The organism is Rahnella bruchi, from assembly GCF_003614975.1.
Lineage (GTDB): Bacteria > Pseudomonadota > Gammaproteobacteria > Enterobacterales > Enterobacteriaceae > Rahnella > Rahnella bruchi.
This window is the reverse complement of the sequence record NZ_QZWI01000003.1, coordinates 315,577-331,307: the sequence shown is the minus strand read 5'-3', so window position 1 is coordinate 331,307 and position 15,731 is coordinate 315,577. Positions and strand designations below refer to the sequence as shown.

Below are 15,731 nucleotides of genomic sequence, written 5' to 3'. Positions count from 1 at the left end.
CAATATTGCATTATCACCGGGCAGGGGATCATTTATGCAAACCACAAAAGTCACACCCGTTTTAAAACGTACGCTGGGCAGTTTTAAACTTTGGGGTATTGCCGTCGGGCTGGTTATTTCCGGCGAGTATTTTGGCTGGAGCTACGGCTGGGCGCAGGCGGGCACACTCGGCTTTCTGATCACCGCACTGGTGATCGCCGCAATGTATTGCGCATTTATTTTCAGTTTCACTGAACTCACCACTTCTATTCCTCATGCGGGCGGGCCTTTCGCCTACGCCTACCGCGCGTTCGGGCCAACCGGCGGATTTGTTGCCGGATTCGCCACGCTGGTGGAGTTTGTCTTCGCGCCACCGGCGATTGCCATGGCGATCGGCGCGTATCTCAACGTCCAGTTTCCGTCGATTGAACCGAAATGGGTGGCGGTAGGCGCCTATGTGGTCTTTATGGTGCTCAATATTCTGGGCGTCAGTATTGCCGCGACGTTTGAACTGCTGGTCACATTGCTGGCGATATTCGAACTGCTGGTCTTTATGGGGGTAGTGGCACCGGGCTTTGAAATGTCGAACTTTGTTCACGGCGGTTGGGCGGGGAGCGATACCTTCAGTCCGGCGGCGTTTTCCGGCATTTTTGCGGCGATCCCGTTTGCCATCTGGTTTTTCCTGGCAATTGAAGGCGCGTCAATGGCGGCTGAAGAGGCGAAAGATCCGCAGCGTACCATTCCGAAAGCGTTTATCGGCGGCATTCTGACCCTGACGGTACTAGCGCTCGGCGTAATGCTGTTTGCCGGTGGCGTGGGCGACTGGACTAAACTCTCGAACATCAATGACCCGTTACCGCAGGCGATGAAACTGATTGTCGGCAGCAACAGCGGCTGGCTGCACATGCTGGTCTGGCTGGGGCTGTTCGGCCTTATTGCGTCATTCCACGGTATTATCATGGGCTATTCGCGCCAGATTTTTGCGCTGGCGCGTGCCGGATATTTACCCAAGCGGCTGGCGGGCGTCAACGCCCGTTTTCAGACACCGCATCTGGGCATCATCGCCGGTGGCGTGGTAGGGATCGCGGCGATTTTCTCGGATTCACTGATCGTGATCGGCGGGCAACCGTTGACGGCGAATATCGTTACTATGTCGGTGTTTGGCGCGATAGTGATGTACATCATTTCGATGGCGGCGCTGTTCAAACTGCGTCGCAGCGAACCTAATCTGATCCGGCCTTTCCGTGCGCCACTCTATCCTTTTGCTCCTGCGCTGGCGCTGGTTCTGGCGGTCGTCTGCCTGATAGCTATGATTTACTACAACACCTTACTGTTTCTGATCTTCGCCGCCATGATGTTGCTGGCTTATGCGTGGTATCGCATCACCCATCAGGCACGGACGGATGCGGCGGAAGATCCGCAATTACGCGGCCTGCGACCGGTGCCTGCAAAAAGTGGTAAATAATCCGGTGAGCTAAGGAGAGTTATGTTTCAGACGACATTACGTCACCGTAGTTATCAGTTTGCGGATTTACGTGAACTGATGGCAAAGGCGTCGCCCGCGCGGTCGGGTGACTATCTGGCGGAAGTGGCTGCTGCCAGTGCTGAAGAACGTATGGCAGCGAAAATGGCGCTGGCTGATGTGCCGCTCAAGACCTTCTTGCAGCAATTGCTGGTGCCCTATGAAGACGATGAAGTCACGCGGCTGATTGTTGATACTCATCATGTCGCGGCATTTGCCGCGATTTCCCATCTTACCGTCGGGGATTTTCGTGACTGGCTGTTGAGTGAAAAAACCGACAGTCACGTACTGGCGGCGGTCGCCCGTGGGATCACGCCGGAAATGGCGGCAGCAGTCAGCAAACTGATGCGTAATCAGGACTTGATCCTGGTGGCGAAAAAATGCCGGGTGATCACTAAATTCCGCAATACCATCGGGCTGCCGGGTCATATGAGCGTGCGTCTGCAACCGAACCATCCCACCGATAATTTACAGGGGATTGCCGCCAGTATGCTTGATGGTTTGCTGTATGGCTCCGGCGATGCGGTAATCGGCATTAATCCGGCCAGCGACAGTTTACCGCTGCTGGAAAATCTCAATTACATGCTCGATGATGTTATCTCGCGTTTTGAGATCCCCACGCAGTCCTGCGTGCTGACGCATGTCACCAACACCATCAAGCTGGTGGAGCGTGGTGCGCCGGTGGATCTGGTGTTTCAGTCGATTGCGGGAACAGAAGCGGCGAACAGCGGTTTTGGTATCAATCTGGCGCTGCTGGCGGAAGCTCAGCAGGCGGCGCACAGCCTTAAACGCGGCACGCTGGGTGACAACGTGATGTATTTCGAAACCGGGCAGGGCAGCTGTTTATCTGCCAACGCGCATTTCGGGGTGGATCAGCAAACCTGCGAGGCGCGCGCTTACGCTATCGCCCGGCATTTTTCGCCGTTGCTGATTAATACCGTGGTGGGCTTTATCGGGCCGGAATATTTGTATGACGGTAAACAAATCATCCGCGCCGGGCTGGAAGATCATTTTTGCGGCAAACTTTTGGGCCTGCCGCTGGGTTGCGACGTTTGTTACACCAACCACGCCGAAGCCGATCAGGATGATATGGACACTTTGCTGACGCTGCTGGGCACCGCCGGACTGACCTTCCTGATTGGCGTGCCGGGGGCGGATGACATCATGCTCAATTATCAGAGCACCTCTTTCCATGACGCATTGTACGTCCGCGAATTACTCGGGCTGAAACATGCACCGGAGTTTGCCGTCTGGCTGGAGAAAATGAAAATCATCGATCCGCAGGGTGCCTTGCAGGATACCCGTGCATCCCATCCGTTACTGCGTCAGTTGCCGCAACTGAGCTGAGGTCTGCGCTGATGAACAAAAAAGAAGAGCAGGGATTATCGCCGCTGGTGCATAACAATCCGTGGGAGACGCTGCGTCAGTTTACCGCCGCGCGTATCGCGCTCGGTCGCACCGGGTCGAGTTTGCCAACAGATGAGTTGTTGCGCTTCGGTTTAGCACATGCGCAGGCGCGTGATGCCGTACATCAGCCTTTTGACAGTCAGTCGCTAGAAACGGAACTTTTCGCGCTCGGGCTGGAAACCCTCACCGTCTCCAGCGCAGCACCGGACAGGGCGACTTATCTGTGCCGGCCAGATCTCGGACGCAAACTGTCCGAAAACAGCCGTAAGGCCTTGCAGGGGCTGACAGTGGAACCCGCCGATGTGGTGCTGGTGATTGCCGATGGTCTGTCATCAAAAGCCGTACACCGGCAGGCCGTGCCGCTGATTGCCGCGTTATTGCCGTATCTGCGCACGCTGGAGCTGAAATTAGGGCCGGTGGTGCTGGCGCATCAGTCGAGGGTGGCGCTGGGCGATGATATTGCACAGGCGATGAAAGCCAGAGCCGTAGCAATTCTGATTGGCGAACGGCCAGGATTGTCATCGCCCGACAGTTTAGGAATTTATATGACCTGGGGACCACACACTAAGAGGCTGGAATCAGAACGAAATTGTATTTCCAATGTGCGCCCTGAAGGGCTGAACTATCCGCAGGCGGCTTTTAAACTGGCGTGGTTACTCGAACAATCGTTCCAGAAGAAATTGTCGGGGGTAAATCTGAAGGATGAGAGCGATAACCCGGCGTTGCACAATAAAGTCGTGCCAATGTTTAAGCTGGAGTAGGGGAGAGAGAAGAATTACCGGAGTACAGATGCGAAAAAAGCGCCTAAAGGCGCTTTTCTCTGAATTGGTGGGCCGTGCTGGATTCGAACCAGCGACCAATTGATTAAAAGTCAACTGCTCTACCAACTGAGCTAACGGCCCGCAGAAGTGGTGGGCGATGACGGGCTCGAACCGCCGACCCCCTCCGTGTAAAGGAGATGCTCTACCAACTGAGCTAATCGCCCATTTCTCAATTCTTCTTACTTATCACAACGCGGCACTCTTAAGGAGTGGTGGGCGATGACGGGCTCGAACCGCCGACCCCCTCCGTGTAAAGGAGATGCTCTACCAACTGAGCTAATCGCCCATTTCTCAATTCTTCTTACTTATCACAACGCGGCACTCTTAAGGAGTGGTGGGCGATGACGGGCTCGAACCGCCGACCCCCTCCGTGTAAAGGAGATGCTCTACCAACTGAGCTAATCGCCCATTTCTCAATTCTTCTTACTTATCACAACGCGGCACTCTTAAGGAGTGGTGGGCGATGACGGGCTCGAACCGCCGACCCCCTCCGTGTAAAGGAGATGCTCTACCAACTGAGCTAATCGCCCCCGTCGTGATGGAGTCGCATTATAGGGATACTTGAAATTACGTCAACGCTTTTTAAAAACAAAAATGATCGTTCGGCTTATTTTTAGACAACATGACGCGTTTCTCGCCCACGAAGTCGATTCTTTACGCATTCATGGCCTTAAACAACGCGACTGCCTCTGTATCAGCGTTGAGGAATCAGGGCAGAGTGGTAGAATGTCAGCCACTTTTTGTTAATTGATAGCGACGTTTTCCGGCGTTGCGTTATTAAGGTTGCACCCAGATGAAAATCAAAACCCGTTTTGCCCCAAGCCCGACCGGCTATCTGCACGTCGGTGGCGCCCGTACCGCGCTTTATTCCTGGCTCTTTGCCCGCAACCTTGGCGGCGAGTTTGTGCTGCGTATCGAAGATACCGATCTCGAGCGTTCCACTCAGGAAGCAATCGACGCGATTATGGATGGCATGAACTGGCTGAATCTGGACTGGGATGAAGGCCCGTATTTCCAGACCAAACGTTTTGACCGCTACAATGCAGTTATTGATGAGATGCTGGAAAACGGCACCGCGTATAAATGCTATTGCTCTAAAGAACGTCTGGAAGCACTGCGTGAAGAACAAATGGCAAATAACGAGAAGCCTCGTTATGACGGCCGCTGCCGCGACAGCCACGAACATCATGCTGCGGATGAGCCGTGTGTGGTGCGTTTTCGTAACCCGCAGGAAGGTTCTGTTATCTTTGACGACCAGATCCGCGGTCCTATCGAATTCAGCAATGACGAACTCGATGATCTGATCATCCGCCGTACCGACGGTTCCCCGACCTATAACTTCTGTGTAGTTGTCGATGACTGGGATATGGAAATCTCTCATGTGATCCGTGGTGAAGACCACATCAACAACACTCCGCGTCAGATCAACATCCTGAAAGCCCTGGGCGCGCCGGTACCGGTTTACGCACACGTATCCATGATTCTGGGTGATGACGGTAAAAAACTGTCTAAACGTCATGGTGCGGTCGGCGTAATGCAATACCGTGATGACGGTTATCTGCCGGAAGCGCTGCTGAACTATCTGGTGCGTCTGGGCTGGTCTCATGGCGATCAGGAAATTTTCAGCCGTGACGAGATGAAAGCACTGTTCTCACTGGAGAACGTCAGCAAATCTGCCAGTGCGTTCAATACTGAAAAACTGCAATGGCTGAACCACCACTACATCAATACAATGGATCCGCAGTATGTAGCGACGCATCTGTTGTGGCATGTTGAGCAGGCGGGTATCGAAACCCGTAACGGTCCGCAGCTGTTTGAAATCGTCACACTGCTGGGCGAGCGCTGCAAAACGCTGAAAGAAATGGCGGAATCCTGCCGTTACTTCTTCGAAGATTTTGCAGAGTTTGATGCCGATGCGGCGAAGAAACACTTACGTCCGGTTGCGCGTCAGCCACTGGAACTGGTGCGCACTAAACTCGCAGCCATCACTGACTGGACAGCAGAAAACATTCACCATGCCATTCAGGGCACGGCGGATGAGCTGGAAGTCGGTATGGGTAAAGTCGGTATGCCACTGCGCGTTGCGGTAACGGGTGCAGGCCAGTCTCCGGGCGTGGACGTCACCGTTCATGCTATCGGCCAGAGCCGCGTACTGGCGCGTATCGATATGGCGTTAGCCTTTATCGCTGAGCGTGAAACACAAGCGCAATAATCGCCGTTAAACAGCGATAAAAAAGCCAGCTCGGGAAACCGGCTGGCTTTTTTACTTTCAGAAAAACGCTTTTCGTCAACGTAAGCGTGAAAAACGTCTTAATTAACGTTGTTCAGTCGCAGGCGTTTCAACAGTCGGGCGATAGGCGAGGAAGTACATCAGCCCCACGAAACCAGCGCCGCCCACGGCGTTACCGAGGAATACAGCCACGAAGTTCGGGAAATACTGAGACCAGCTCAGCGCACCAGCAAAGATAGCCGCAGGCACGATGAACATATTCGCCACTACGTGCTGGAAGCCGATTGCCACGAACGCCATGACCGGGAACCACATACCGATCACCTTGCCGCCGACTTCTTTACTGGCGAAGGCCAGCCAGATTGCCAGACACACCAGCCAGTTACAGCCGATACCGGAAATAAACGCGTGCATGAAATCAGCGTTCACTTTCGCGGTGGCGGTTGCCACGGTTTTGCTCAGGAAGGCACCTTCGGTCAGACCCAGAACGTGGCCAAAGAAATAGGCCACTGCCAGGCTGCCCAACAGGTTAGCGATGGTCACCCAGAACCAGTTACGCAAAACGGCGTAAAGGCTTATCTGACGCGCGAACCAGGCGATGGGTAAAGTCATCATGTTACCGGTCAGCAGTTCTCCCCCTGCTAACACGGTCAGAATAATACCTACCGGGAAGACAGCCGCACCCAGTAAGTTGCTAAATGATCCCCAGGATGCAGGTAACGTCCCTATTACGTGCAAATCGAGCAGGAAACCGGTGGCGATAAACGCGCCAGCCAGGAACCCCAAAATTAACAAATTCAACACGGAAGCATGGCTTTTATTAACGCCCGCCGTGACAGCGATGGATGCGATTTCTTTAGGTGAATACAAGGACATGAGATTGCTCGAAGTAGTAAGTTATGATTATTGCGCGAGCAGTCTATTCTGAGAATTATCTCAAAACAAGACGAATTTCATAGTCTGCTAACATTCCATTAATCATTCAGACATAGATGTTAAGGAAATGCGTAGCGAGATCAAAAAGCTAGGAAAAATGCGGGCTGGAGGTCAAATTGTAAAACAATGCATCCCACCAAAAATTTCCGTCAGGGCAGAGGTTTTTTCCCTGCAAAATGGGGTATTTGGCGGCTTTTTCAGCGCTTGAATTGAGAAACGGATTTAGCCGTTGACAGGGGTAGCGACGTTTCATATTATGCGCCCCGTTCACCCGTTTTTACGGGCATGAATTGGGGGTATAGCTCAGCTGGGAGAGCGCTTGCATGGCATGCAAGAGGTCAGCGGTTCGATCCCGCTTATCTCCACCAACTTCCTTTCCAGAGTAAGTTGGCTGTTTCCTTCCCAAGGGAAACAAAAAAGTAAAATGTGTACGACCTCGTGTGGGGGTATAGCTCAGCTGGGAGAGCGCTTGCATGGCATGCAAGAGGTCAGCGGTTCGATCCCGCTTATCTCCACCAACTTCCTTTCCAGAGTAAGTTGGCTGTTTCCTTCCCAAGGGAAACAAAAAAGTAAAATGTGTACGACCTCGTGTGGGGGTATAGCTCAGCTGGGAGAGCGCTTGCATGGCATGCAAGAGGTCAGCGGTTCGATCCCGCTTATCTCCACCAAATATTAAAGAAACCCGCTTTGGCGGGTTTTTTGCTTTCTGCGGTTTGTCATTTCATCTTTTCGCCTTCCCGTGTTACAGCGATAAAAAAACCCGCCGAAGCGGGTTTCTTAGTCGTTCTGTAGTTTGCTTACTTACGCCAGTACCAGACCCGCGATAGAAGCAGACAACACGCTGACCAGCGTTGAGCCGTACAGCAGTTTCAGGCCGAAGCGCGAAACCACGTTGCCCTGGTGTTCGTTCAGGCCTTTGATAGCGCCGGCAACGATACCGATAGAAGAGAAGTTTGCGAAAGACACCAGGAACACGGACAAGATGCCCACGCCGCGTGGTGACAGTTCGGTCGCGACTTTTTGCAGATCCAGCATGGCAACGAATTCATTGGAAACCAGTTTGGTTGCCATGATGCTGCCGACTTGCAAGGCTTCGTGGCTTGGTACGCCCATCATCCATGCGAATGGATAGAAGACATAACCCAGCACGCCCTGGAAGCTGATACCGAATACCACGTCGAACAACGCATTCAGGCAGGAAATCAGTGCGATGAAACCAATTAACATGGCTGCAACGATGATAGCCACTTTGAAACCGGCCAGGATATATTCACCCAACATTTCAAAGAAGCTCTGACCCTGATGTGTGTTACCGATTTGCAGGTCTTCTTCTGAATCAACTTTATAAGGGTTGATCAACGACAGTACGATGAAGGTACTGAACATGTTGAGCACCAGCGCAGCAACAACGAAGCGCGGTTCCAGCATGGTCATGTACGCACCCACAATCGACATAGACACCGTCGACATTGCTGTGGCTGCCATGGTGTACATACGTTTTTCAGACATTTTGCTCAGAATATCTTTATACGCGATAAAGTTTTCTGACTGACCCAAAATCAGGGAGCTGATGGCGTTGAAAGATTCCAGTTTTCCCATGCCATTAATTTTCGACAGAACCGTACCGATGATACGGATGACGAAAGGCAGTACGCGAATGTGCTGTAAAATACCGATCAGTGCAGAGATAAACACGATCGGACACAAGACTTTCAAGAAGAAGAACGCTAATCCTTTATCGCTCATGCCTCCAAATACGAAGCCGGTCCCTTCCGCAGCGAATCCTAATAATTTCTCAAACAAGTCTGAGAAGCCTTTCACAAAACCTAAACCTATAGAAGAATTCAGGAAGAAATAGGCTAATAAGACTTCGATGACCAAAAGCTGAACAATGAAACGTAAACGGATATTCTTCCGGTCACGGCTCACCAGTAAAGCGAGTGCAGCGACAACGGCCAACGCTAATACAAAGTGCAATATTCGGGACATGGGTGCTCCAAATTAGAGGCAGGCTATATTTCGACGGACATTTTATGTAACGCGTACATTTAAAACGTGAAGTCGATTGCAAATATAGAAATTACAGACACGAATTGCAACAAATCGTCGGCCATCACACAAAAAATCAAGATGTTAAGAAAACTAAGCACAATTGGCATTCTTATGCTAATTTTACAATGTGCCGTAATGCGTTCTAAATCTGGCCAGTTAATGTCTGTTTTTGGAAAGTGCGCTGCGATTTGCTTTCGAAAAGCTGACCAGCGAATAACCTCGCAGTTATCACCTTGCCGCTTACTGCTACTGCCTATCAGAGCCATCACTCAGATCTTTCTAAATGCACTTGATAATCATTATCAGTTGGCTATGATTGATGTAAGCGTAACAATAGTAAGGGTTAACAGAATATGCTCAACAGCCGGGCCGAATCCACAGGCCGCGCCGCCAGAAAGATGAAACTTTCACTGATGGGGCCAGCTTTCATTGCCGCCATCGGTTACATCGATCCGGGCAACTTTGCGACGAACATTCAGGCCGGTGCTTCCTATGGCTACCAGCTGTTGTGGGTGGTGGTGTGGGCCAATATCATGGCGATGCTTATCCAGCTCCTCTCAGCCAAACTCGGTATCGCCACCAGCAAAAATCTCGCCGAACATATCCGCGATCGTTTCCCGCGACCTGCCGTCTGGGCTTACTGGGTGCAGGCGGAAATCATCGCGATGGCCACCGATCTCGCTGAATTTATCGGTGCAGCGATCGGCTTCAAATTATTGCTCGGAGTTTCCCTGTTGCAGGGTGCGGTGCTCACCGGTATCGCCACTTTTATTATTCTCGGGCTGCAAAAACGCGGGCAAAAACCTCTGGAACTGGTGATTGCCGGTCTGCTGCTGTTTGTCGCAGCCGCTTATATTGTCGAATTGTTTTTCTCGCAGCCAAGCATGGTCGCGCTGGGTAAAGGGATGCTGATCCCGTCGTTACCGACCGCAGATTCTGTCTATCTGGCCGCTGGTGTGCTCGGTGCGACCATCATGCCGCACGTCATTTATCTGCACTCTTCGCTGACTCAGCGGGGCGGTAAAGCGTCAAAAGCACAGCGTTATTCTGCCACCAAGCTGGATGTCGGCATCGCCATGACTATTGCCGGTTTCGTGAATCTGGCGATGATGGCGACAGCTGCCGCAGCGTTCCATTTCAGCGGACACAGTGGGATAAGCGAACTCGACGAAGCCTATCTCACTCTGCAACCCTTGCTCGGTCACGCTGCTGCTACCACTTTCGGTCTGAGCCTGGTGGCTGCCGGTTTATCTTCGACCGTTGTCGGCACGCTGGCCGGACAGGTCGTCATGCAGGGTTTTGTGAAATTCTATATACCGCTGTGGGTGCGCCGTACCGTGACTATGATGCCGTCATTTATTGTGATTCTGATGGGATTAGATGCGACGCGCATTCTGGTGATGAGTCAGGTATTGCTGAGCTTCGGGATTGCGCTGGCGCTTTTACCACTGCTGGCCTTTACCGGCAACCGCAGCCTGATGGGCGATATGGTCAACACCAAAACGGTACAGTGGGCGGGGCGGCTGATTGTACTGATTGTCGTCAGTCTGAATCTCTATCTGCTGATCGGCATGCTCAAATAACGCAGAGTTAATGTGGATGGAAAAAAAACGGGACAGTTTGCGCTGTCCCGTTTTCGTTGGTGTTATTCCGGTATTCAGTGGCGATGATCGCCATGCCCGCCATGATGATCATCGTGCCCGCGACCGTGCCCCCGGTCATGTCCGTGATCGCGTCCGTGGTCATAATGCGGACGCCCGTGATCGCCATGATAGTAACGTGGCGGCGGTGGCATCGGACGACGCGGCGGATGACGTTGATCCCACCAGCCCTGATCGCGCCAGCGATAACCGTCCCAGTAATGTCCACGTGGGCCACGATATCCATAATGGTGACCGCGATAGCTATTCCACCAGCCAGGATCACGCCAGTCATATCCATCCCAGTAATTACCACGACGGTCGCGGTCACCGATATTGATAGAAAGACCCGGAGTATTCAGGCTGAAGCTGCTGGCCTGCACGGCAGGTGCCGCGGCGGGGAGCAGGGCGAACAACAACGTTCCCAGTAATATTGGCTTTAGCATAAGTGCCTCCTGAGCCTCTTATAACTTCTTATAAATTATGCTGACAGTTATAAGCGGAAGAGGGGCGTCATTCTATTGCTTACAATCCTGTTTTGAATGATTTACGCGCCTTAACGGATACCTTACGTTTCCTCCATAAAGGCGCGTTTTTCACTCAATCAGGTAAGCGTTTACACTAAAATACCTTCGATCGCCGCCAGCTCTTCTGCGCTGAACTGACGGTTGGCAACCATGCCCACCGCATCATCAATCTGGCTGGTTTTACTGGCACCAATCAGCACTGAGGTCACGCGGTCTCCGCGCAGAACCCAGGCCAGCGCCATCTGCGAAAGCTTCTGACCGCGCGCCTGCGCAATCTCATTGAGCTTACGCACCTTTTCCAGCTTTTCTTCGGTCAGCTGATCGGTAGTCAGGAATTTACTGTCACTGGCGGCACGTGAATCTTGCGGAATACCCGCCAGATAACGGTCCGTCAGCACACCGCCCGCCAGTGGCGAGAAGGCGATGGAGCCGACGCCGTTATCCGCAAGCGTATCCAGCAGATCCGCCTCAACCCAGCGCTCAAACATGGAATATTTCGGCTGATGGATGAGGCATGGCGTGCCGAGATCTTTCAGAATTTCGAACGCTTTTTTGGCGCGATCCGCCGGATAATTTGACAGCCCGACGTACAGCGCCTTGCCCTGGCGCACGATTAAATCCAGTGCGGCCATGGTTTCTTCCAGCGGTGTGTCCGGATCAGGGCGGTGGTGGTAGAAAATATCCACATATTCCAGCCCCATACGTTTCAGGCTCTGGTTCAGGCTGGCGACCAGATATTTTTTTGAACCCCAGTCACCATAAGGCCCGTCCCACATGGTGTAACCGGCTTTGGAAGAGATGATCAGCTCATCGCGATAAGGCAGCAAATCTTCCTGCAGGATGCGGCCAAAATGTTGTTCCGCAGAACCCGGAGGCGGGCCGTAGTTATTGGCGAGGTCGAAATGGGTGATCCCGTGGTCGAAAGCATGGCGGATCAGTTTCCGGCCATTCTCAAAATGGGCGTTATCGCCGAAGTTATGCCACAGGCCGAGTGATACAACCGGCAGTTTTAAACCGCTCTGGCCGCAGCGACGGTATTCCATATTTTCGTAACGATTTGGACTGGCTTGATACACCATGTGAGTCCTTATAATAAATTCAGGAGTGAACAGAAGGTTATAAATGTCATAGAAAAGCGGTTTTAGTGTATGCGCTTTCACAAGCATTTCCAGCTATTCAGATCACATCCGGAACAATCCTTAAGTTCATAGCAGTTGATTACCGTGACAATTCTTTCTGCGTATTACCGTAACTGCTGAATAAAACGGCCTGCGTTAATCCGGTGCAGGGCTGTAACTCTGCGTTTCCACGTCTTATTTTGAATAAAAAATATCCTCTTTTCAGGTTTGGAGTAATACTTCAGTTAGTGGGATTAACTGTTTGTCCGATTATTAACAGAGGATCGTCATGGAAAATGTATACACAGTAGGTGACTATCTCTTGGATCGCTTGTCATTTAGCGGGATCTCCGAACTGTTTGGCGTGCCGGGTGATTACAACCTGAAATTTCTCGACAGCGTTATTAATCACCAGCAAATCACCTGGATTGGCTGCACCAATGAATTAAATGCAGCCTATGGTGCTGACGGCTATGCGCGCACCAAAGGAATTGCGGCGTTGCTCACCACCTTTGGCGTCGGCGAGCTGAGCGCGCTGAATGGCATTGCCGGGAGTTATGCCGAATATGTGCCGGTGGTGCATATTGTGGGCGCGCCCGCGCTGGCGTCGCAGCGCAAGGGCGAATTACTGCATCACACGCTGGGGGATGGCGAATTTTGTCATTTTATGCGGATGTCAGGACCGGTCAGCGTAGCGCAGGCTTCCCTGACGCCGGAAAATGCGCTGGCTGAAATCGACCGTGTTATAGAAGAGGTGATGTACACCTCGCGTCCGGGTTATCTGTTACTGCCAAGCGACGTCGCCGCGCTGCCGGTCAGCACTCGCGCGCATCCGTTACCCGCCAGACAGCCGCCTTTTTCACCTTCTTCTCTTGAAGCATTTGTTGTTGCCGCTGAAAAACAGCTGCGCGGAGCAAACCGCGTTTCGTTGCTGGCTGATTTTCTGGCAGACCGTTTCAAAGTCAAAAAGGCGCTGGAACAATGGATGGAAGAAGTGCCGCTGGCGCATTCAACGTTGCTGATGGGCAAGGGTTTATTCAACGAGCAGCAGGCGAATTTCGCCGGGACTTACTCGGGTGCTGCCAGTGCGCCTTCCACCAAAGAAGCGATTGAAGGAGCCGATGTGGTGATCACGGTCGGCGTGAAATTCACCGATACGATCACCGCCGGTTTTACCCAGCAGCTTCCGTGTGGAAAATGCATCGACCTTCAGCCCTTTTTTGCCCGCGTGGGCGACCAGATTTTCCATCAGCTTCCGCTCGAAAAAACGGTCAGTGTGATGCACCGCCTCACCGCCGAACTGGGCTGTGGCTCATCGCCTTACACGGTTAAACGCAACGCCTTGCCTTTGTCGCACGACACCAGTCTCGGACAATATGCTTTCTGGCAGCAGATTCAGGATTTCCTGCAACCGGGCGACGTGCTGGTTGCCGAGCAGGGCACTGCCTGTTTTGGCGCAGCGGCGCTGAATTTGCCGCAAGATTGCCAGTTCGTCGTCCAACCTTTATGGGGGTCGATTGGCTTTACGCTGCCTGCGGCGTTTGGAGTGCAGATTGCCGTACCGGATCGCCGCGTGGTGCTGCTGATCGGCGACGGATCCGCCCAGCTGACGCTCCAGGGATTAGGTGCCGCCATCCGTTACGGGCTGCCGCCAATTATTTTTGTGATTAATAATGACGGCTACACCGTCGAACGGGCGATCCACGGCGAAACCCAGCGCTACAACGATATCGCGCAGTGGAACTGGACGCAGTTCCCGGCGGCGTTTGGCGGAAAAGAAGTGTTCAGCGCGCGGGCAGATTCGCCGCAGGCGCTGAAAGATGCGATAGAAAAGGCCACTGCCCGGCGGCAGATGGCCTGGATAGAAGTGATTTTGCCGAAAATGGATATTCCCGAGCTGCTAAATTCAGTGACTAAATCACTGGCAAAGCGTAACTCAGGGCAGTAAATCAGTTTCCGGTGACGGCGGTTCAATCAGCTGGTCGATGAACCAGCAACCCGCCGGACCGGGCTGATTGTTTTTACTCCACACCGCATCCACTGAAATCTGCTTCGGCCAGCCACGCATCGGCAGGCTGACCAGTTTGTCGTGCCCAAACTGCTTCACCAGCCAGTGCGGCAGCGTCGCCCAGCCAAAACCCTGTTCCGCCATTTCCAGCAGCATCAGATAACTGGGCGCTGACCAGATTTGCCCCTGCGCCTGGGGCATCTCCCGGCGGCTGTAAGGTTGCAGACAGAGCTGACGGAACGTGTGCAATTGCTCCGGTTGTAACTCGGTCATTTTTGCCAGCGGATGCTCGCGGCTGCAAAAAATCGACATATCGGTTTGTTCCGGCAGGCGCGCCACGCCGATATCCGGCGGATAACTCGCCTGTACTTCCACCATGCCGATATGCGCGCGACCAGACTGCAACAGGTCAATTACGTCCTGATCTTCAGCAATCTGACACTCAAATTCGATATCCGGATACCGGCGCTCAAAGCGGCGCAGCAGCGCTTCGTGATGGGTCGGCTGATAGGTATCGGAAAGCACAAACGTCAGGCGGGTTTCTACCTGCGTTGATAACCGTACCGCCAGTTCGTCGAGCCGTTCACTGGCGGCCAGAATCGCCTGAACGTGGCTCAGCACGCGCTGTCCGGCAGGCGTCAGCACCGGATGGCGGCTCTGGCGGTCAAACAATGTGACGCCTAAATCCACTTCCAGATTGGCAATTGCCGTGCTGACGGTGGACTGACTCTTGCGCAGCTTTCGCGCCGCCGCCGAAAACGATCCGGCATCGGCGGCTTCGACAAACGCTATCAGGGCTTCGGGGGAGTAGCGCATAAGGTTTCCTGTGATTTCAATCCATCTATTTTATCGATACTTCCTATCTTTTACCTATCTCATTTAATGATGATAATGACCGCCTGTGACAGCCGTCACGTAGCAGTTAACGTAACAACAATCAGGAATCAGGCAGGTTTTTATGTCTAAGCAAACACGGAATATCTCTCAGAAAACGTTCGGCGAACGCATCTTTCATGCGGTAGGTTTTGAAACTCTCGCTGTACTGATTTCAGCCCCCGCCGCAGCCTGGGCGCTGAACAAACCGGTCTGGGAAATGGGCGCACTGGCCATCATGTTATCGACGACAGCGATGGTCTGGAACATCGTTTATAACAGCCTGTTCGATAAGTTCTGGCCGGTTTCCCGCGTGGTGCGGACATTTAAAATCCGCGTGGCGCACGCGTTGGGCTTTGAAGGCGGATTCATCCTGATTGGTTTGCCAATTGCCGCGTTGTGGCTGGGTATCAGCCTGCTGGACGCATTTATGCTGGAAATCGGGTTCTTCCTGTTCTTCCTGCCGTATACCGTGGCGTATAACTGGGTTTACGACACGCTGCGTCAGCGCTGGATGAACCGTCGTCTGGCCGCAGAGGATTGCCCGGCGAAACATTAATTCGCCACGCCGCAAGCCGCCTAAAAAAGCCCGCCGACATTTTCTTTGTCCGCGGGCTT

The 15,731-nt window shown here is 52.9% G+C and carries 12 protein-coding genes and 8 tRNA genes; 10 read left to right on the top strand and 10 right to left on the bottom strand.

The window, feature by feature from the left end; genetic code table 11:
* Nucleotides 1–34 precede the first annotated feature (34 nt).
* Genes eat through eutC form a run of 3 tightly spaced genes read left to right on the top strand, consistent with a single transcriptional unit; the run spans nucleotide 35 to nucleotide 3,669 of the window.
* The gene (gene eat / locus D5398_RS08750; protein ID WP_120507247.1) at nucleotides 35–1,444 is read left to right on the top strand and encodes an ethanolamine permease; all 1,410 of its coding nucleotides are present in this window, start codon (nucleotides 35–37) and stop codon (nucleotides 1,442–1,444) included.
* 21 nt (nucleotides 1,445–1,465) lie between these two features.
* The gene (locus D5398_RS08745) at nucleotides 1,466–2,848 is read left to right on the top strand and encodes an ethanolamine ammonia-lyase subunit EutB (protein WP_120507246.1); all 1,383 of its coding nucleotides are present in this window, start codon (nucleotides 1,466–1,468) and stop codon (nucleotides 2,846–2,848) included.
* 11 nt (nucleotides 2,849–2,859) lie between these two features.
* The gene (gene eutC / locus D5398_RS08740; RefSeq protein WP_120507245.1) at nucleotides 2,860–3,669 is read left to right on the top strand and encodes an ethanolamine ammonia-lyase subunit EutC; all 810 of its coding nucleotides are present in this window, start codon (nucleotides 2,860–2,862) and stop codon (nucleotides 3,667–3,669) included.
* Nucleotides 3,670–3,734: 65 nt separating this feature from the next.
* Here the strand turns inward: eutC and D5398_RS08735 are convergent.
* The 5 genes from D5398_RS08735 to D5398_RS08715 all read right to left on the bottom strand — a co-directional run bounded on the left by D5398_RS08735 (nucleotide 3,735) and on the right by D5398_RS08715 (nucleotide 4,259).
* A tRNA-Lys gene (locus D5398_RS08735) sits at nucleotides 3,735–3,810 on the bottom strand.
* Between the two features lie 7 nt (nucleotides 3,811–3,817).
* Nucleotides 3,818–3,893, bottom strand: a tRNA-Val gene (locus tag D5398_RS08730).
* 46 nt (nucleotides 3,894–3,939) lie between these two features.
* Nucleotides 3,940–4,015: transfer RNA gene (locus tag D5398_RS08725), tRNA-Val, on the bottom strand.
* 46 nt (nucleotides 4,016–4,061) lie between these two features.
* Nucleotides 4,062–4,137: transfer RNA gene (locus D5398_RS08720), tRNA-Val, on the bottom strand.
* 46 nt (nucleotides 4,138–4,183) lie between these two features.
* A tRNA-Val gene (locus D5398_RS08715) sits at nucleotides 4,184–4,259 on the bottom strand.
* Between the two features lie 263 nt (nucleotides 4,260–4,522).
* Here D5398_RS08715 and gltX point away from each other — a divergent pair.
* Nucleotides 4,523–5,941 carry a glutamate--tRNA ligase gene (gene gltX, locus D5398_RS08710; protein WP_120507244.1) on the top strand — a complete coding sequence of 473 codons (1,419 nt, stop codon included), beginning with the start codon at nucleotides 4,523–4,525 and terminating at the stop codon, nucleotides 5,939–5,941.
* 102 nt (nucleotides 5,942–6,043) lie between these two features.
* Here the strand turns inward: gltX and D5398_RS08705 are convergent, their stop codons facing one another.
* On the bottom strand, nucleotides 6,044–6,835 hold the full coding sequence (locus D5398_RS08705) for a formate/nitrite transporter family protein (RefSeq protein WP_120507243.1): 792 nt from the start codon (nucleotides 6,833–6,835) through the stop codon (nucleotides 6,044–6,046).
* 352 nt (nucleotides 6,836–7,187) lie between these two features.
* On the opposite strand from D5398_RS08705, the gene D5398_RS08695 reads away from it, so the two are divergent.
* The 3 genes from D5398_RS08695 (at nucleotide 7,188) to D5398_RS08685 (ending at nucleotide 7,563) form a co-directional block, all read left to right on the top strand.
* A tRNA-Ala gene (locus D5398_RS08695) sits at nucleotides 7,188–7,263 on the top strand.
* A gap of 74 nt (nucleotides 7,264–7,337) precedes the next feature.
* Nucleotides 7,338–7,413 (top strand) — tRNA-Ala (locus D5398_RS08690).
* 74 nt (nucleotides 7,414–7,487) lie between these two features.
* Nucleotides 7,488–7,563 (top strand) — tRNA-Ala (locus D5398_RS08685).
* A 133-nt stretch (nucleotides 7,564–7,696) separates the two neighbouring features.
* Here the strand turns inward: D5398_RS08685 and D5398_RS08680 are convergent.
* Nucleotides 7,697–8,884: a NupC/NupG family nucleoside CNT transporter gene (locus D5398_RS08680; protein ID WP_112290733.1), complete on the bottom strand. Its 1,188-nt coding sequence runs from the start codon at nucleotides 8,882–8,884 to the stop codon at nucleotides 7,697–7,699.
* Nucleotides 8,885–9,300: 416 nt separating this feature from the next.
* Between D5398_RS08680 and D5398_RS08670 the strand changes: the two genes are divergently transcribed.
* Nucleotides 9,301–10,530, top strand: coding sequence for an Nramp family divalent metal transporter (locus tag D5398_RS08670; RefSeq protein WP_120132222.1), 1,230 nt, complete (start codon nucleotides 9,301–9,303; stop codon nucleotides 10,528–10,530).
* 74 nt (nucleotides 10,531–10,604) lie between these two features.
* Here D5398_RS08670 and D5398_RS08665 read toward each other — a convergent pair whose 3' ends face one another.
* Nucleotides 10,605–11,033, bottom strand: coding sequence for a DUF2502 domain-containing protein (locus tag D5398_RS08665; RefSeq protein ID WP_120507241.1), 429 nt, complete (start codon nucleotides 11,031–11,033; stop codon nucleotides 10,605–10,607).
* Nucleotides 11,034–11,203: 170 nt separating this feature from the next.
* Nucleotides 11,204–12,193 carry an L-glyceraldehyde 3-phosphate reductase gene (mgrA, locus tag D5398_RS08660; protein WP_120507240.1) on the bottom strand — a complete coding sequence of 330 codons (990 nt, stop codon included), beginning with the start codon at nucleotides 12,191–12,193 and terminating at the stop codon, nucleotides 11,204–11,206.
* Between the two features lie 328 nt (nucleotides 12,194–12,521).
* Here mgrA and D5398_RS08655 point away from each other — a divergent pair, with 328 nt between their 5' ends.
* Nucleotides 12,522–14,180, top strand: coding sequence for an alpha-keto acid decarboxylase family protein (locus tag D5398_RS08655; RefSeq protein WP_120507239.1), 1,659 nt, complete (start codon nucleotides 12,522–12,524; stop codon nucleotides 14,178–14,180).
* On the opposite strand, the gene D5398_RS08650 is transcribed toward D5398_RS08655, so the two are convergent.
* On the bottom strand, nucleotides 14,169–15,056 hold the full coding sequence (locus D5398_RS08650; RefSeq protein ID WP_120507238.1) for a LysR family transcriptional regulator: 888 nt from the start codon (nucleotides 15,054–15,056) through the stop codon (nucleotides 14,169–14,171). The genes D5398_RS08655 and D5398_RS08650 overlap by 12 nt on opposite strands.
* A 142-nt stretch (nucleotides 15,057–15,198) precedes the next feature.
* Here D5398_RS08650 and D5398_RS08645 point away from each other — a divergent pair, with 142 nt between their 5' ends.
* Complete coding sequence (locus tag D5398_RS08645; protein WP_120507237.1) at nucleotides 15,199–15,672, top strand: multidrug/biocide efflux PACE transporter; 474 nt, start codon at nucleotides 15,199–15,201, stop codon at nucleotides 15,670–15,672.
* Nucleotides 15,673–15,731: the final 59 nt, after the last annotated feature.

Excerpts from the sequence above, each read along its gene's own strand:
- eat (WP_120507247.1), top strand. The coding sequence starts at position 35 with ATGCAAACCACAAAAGTCACACCCGTTTTAAAACGTACGCTGGGCAGT.
- D5398_RS08745 (WP_120507246.1), top strand. The coding sequence starts at position 1,466 with ATGTTTCAGACGACATTACGTCACCGTAGTTATCAGTTTGCGGATTTA.
- eutC (WP_120507245.1), top strand. The coding sequence starts at position 2,860 with ATGAACAAAAAAGAAGAGCAGGGATTATCGCCGCTGGTGCATAACAAT.
- gltX (WP_120507244.1), top strand. The coding sequence starts at position 4,523 with ATGAAAATCAAAACCCGTTTTGCCCCAAGCCCGACCGGCTATCTGCAC.
- D5398_RS08705 (WP_120507243.1), bottom strand. The coding sequence starts at position 6,835 with ATGTCCTTGTATTCACCTAAAGAAATCGCATCCATCGCTGTCACGGCG.
- D5398_RS08680 (WP_112290733.1), bottom strand. The coding sequence starts at position 8,884 with ATGTCCCGAATATTGCACTTTGTATTAGCGTTGGCCGTTGTCGCTGCA.
- D5398_RS08670 (WP_120132222.1), top strand. The coding sequence starts at position 9,301 with ATGCTCAACAGCCGGGCCGAATCCACAGGCCGCGCCGCCAGAAAGATG.
- D5398_RS08665 (WP_120507241.1), bottom strand. The coding sequence starts at position 11,033 with ATGCTAAAGCCAATATTACTGGGAACGTTGTTGTTCGCCCTGCTCCCC.
- mgrA (WP_120507240.1), bottom strand. The coding sequence starts at position 12,193 with ATGGTGTATCAAGCCAGTCCAAATCGTTACGAAAATATGGAATACCGT.
- D5398_RS08655 (WP_120507239.1), top strand. The coding sequence starts at position 12,522 with ATGGAAAATGTATACACAGTAGGTGACTATCTCTTGGATCGCTTGTCA.
- D5398_RS08650 (WP_120507238.1), bottom strand. The coding sequence starts at position 15,056 with ATGCGCTACTCCCCCGAAGCCCTGATAGCGTTTGTCGAAGCCGCCGAT.
- D5398_RS08645 (WP_120507237.1), top strand. The coding sequence starts at position 15,199 with ATGTCTAAGCAAACACGGAATATCTCTCAGAAAACGTTCGGCGAACGC.